Origin of the sequence: Microcystis sp. M53602_WE12 (genome assembly GCF_030065455.1) — a bacterium.
GTDB lineage: Bacteria > Cyanobacteriota > Cyanobacteriia > Cyanobacteriales > Microcystaceae > Microcystis > Microcystis aeruginosa.
The window spans coordinates 1-1,333 of the sequence record NZ_JASJFB010000500.1; the positions used below are offsets into that span (position 1 = coordinate 1).

General features: G+C 43.5%; 1 pseudogene. It reads left to right on the forward strand.

Annotated features, from left to right (window positions below):
* Window positions 1–378, forward strand: a pseudogene (locus PX482_RS16515) (ATP phosphoribosyltransferase regulatory subunit); the annotation flags it as partial.
* Window positions 379–1,333: the final 955 nt, after the last annotated feature.

The window sequence follows — 1,333 nt, forward strand, 5'->3', positions numbered from 1 at the left end:
CAGCAAAATCTCAGTATTTTAGGCCAGGGCGGACGCTATGATCAATTATTGGGCGTTTTTCATCCCCAGGGCCAATCGGCTCCGGGTATCGGTTTTTCCCTGAATATCGAAGAACTGCACGAAAGTTTATTATCGGGGCAGACTTTACCCACTCAAGCTGCCCCCCTCGACTGGTTGCTTATCCCTTTGGGTAATAACGCCCAGATAGCGACTTTTAGTAAAGCTCGCTCCCTTCGCACCGGTGATCCGAATCTGAGAGTGGCGATCGATTTAGGGGGTCGCAGCGAGGCACAAATTCGTACCTATGCCCGCGATCGAATGATTAAAAATCTCGCCTGGGTGCAGGAAGATGGTTCCGTGAGCGAAGAATCTCTCTAAAAGGGGGCAAAAGCGGCGTAAATACTGCCTTCTGCCCGCTGCTATAGGACTCTATCTAGGGTTTGCGGCAAAAAGTACGGGCGAAGCATTCGGGCAATAACCTATCGGTGAAACCGTAGATTTTTTATCCGAATGCTTCGCCCCTACAGGACGCGGGCCGATGAAAACGCAAGGTTTTGAAGCACGATTCCCTCAAAATCTTGCACCTGTTTCGCGAGAATAGACCTCGTTTCCACACATAAACCAGAAGAGCCGTTAAAAAACTTTATAAATAATATTGATTGGTTTGTTTATAATAACCATCATTAATACCCACTGAAACCATAATAAATCATAAGCAAAAATCAATGTTAATAATCGATTCTAGTCTATACCAGAGATGAACGTGGGTTGGGTTAAAGCATGAAACCCAACGCTGACGGCGATAATTGATCCGCTTCTTGGCAGGGTAACGACTAGGGCTGTCCCAAGTGCGGGAAACGGCGATTTTAAAATTTTCACCCTTTATTCAAGAAAAAATCATGTCAACTCCTTTTTTGGTTAAAGATGTCCGTCCCGGTTTATCTGGTTCCTTCCCCAAATATCTGACGGCATTATATAGTTTTACCAATAAATGTTAGAACAAAGATGTAGATGTAGGTTGCTCTAATGGGAAGTTTTGTGACGACAAGTAGCATTGATGATATTTATGGGGAATAATAGATTTAGATGAGTGCCTAACTTTCCAATTGGTAGCGACTCGCCATGAAACAACCAACCGCCAATTATGATGAACCCTGGAAAGAAGCATTAAGCGAGTATTTTGAAGCGTTTTTATACCTGGACTTCCCCCATACAGAAATACTAAAAAATTAACAAAACCCTTACTGCCTGGAGCTTCTCAGAAAAAATTGAAAAGACGCTACTGGGTACATTTTCCCTTTGAAAATGGCTGTACCGTTGACTGTATCTAGAG